Source organism: Lentzea terrae, from assembly GCF_003265345.1.
In the GTDB taxonomy this organism is placed as follows: Bacteria; Actinomycetota; Actinomycetes; order Mycobacteriales; family Pseudonocardiaceae; genus Lentzea; species Lentzea terrae.
In genome coordinates this window covers 224,735-225,373 of record NZ_QFWW01000024.1, presented here as the reverse complement: position 1 = coordinate 225,373, position 639 = coordinate 224,735, and the positions used below count along the sequence as shown (strand labels likewise).

Here is a 639-nt window from a genome sequence, read left to right as displayed (position 1 = left end):
CATCGCCGCTTGCCTTCGGCTTCGCGAGATATAGATGGAATCCTCGTGGCGCGCTCCCGGAATGGCGTCAGCGGGTATCGCCGACGTTCATTGCGGGTGGGCCGGTCGGAGTTCAGGCGGCAGGCGCATGCGGTGGGCGGTAGGCGTGCCAGTTTCCGGCGAGCCAGTCGCGGGCGAGCCCGTGGGCCCGCCCGTCATGCCGCTGCGGCGGCGTGGAGGAGGTTGCGTCTTGGCCTGCGTTGCGGGTCGAGCCACGCCGGGGCATAGAACGTGGGTATGCCGTGGACCATCCGCACTGTCCACTCGCTGTGGTGGATCAGTGTGTGGTGGTGGCGGCACAGCAGGACCGCGTTGTCCACCGAGGTGACACCGCCATCCGCCCAGTGGTGGATGTGGTGGGCGTCGCAGTGTTTCGGCGGTCTGCCGCAGCCGGGGAACGCGCAGCCGTGGTCGCGGGCGACCAGGATTCTCCGGATTCCGGCCGGGAAGGTGCGGGTTTTGCGGCCGATGTCCATCGGCTGCGAGCGGTCGCCCAGGAGCAGCGGGATGATGCCCGCGTTGCAGGCCAGCTGGCGGACCTGGGCGGCCGGGACGCGTTCCTGGTTGTCCAGCGTGGCCTGGCCGACCTGAGCAGCCAGG

At 69.8% G+C, this 639-nt stretch carries 1 protein-coding gene; it reads right to left on the bottom strand.

The features are described from left to right. Nucleotides 1-194: 194 nt before the first annotated feature. Nucleotides 195-639: HNH endonuclease signature motif containing protein (locus tag DI276_RS30685; RefSeq protein WP_198681003.1), on the bottom strand; the 445-nt coding region annotated here is incomplete at its 5' end.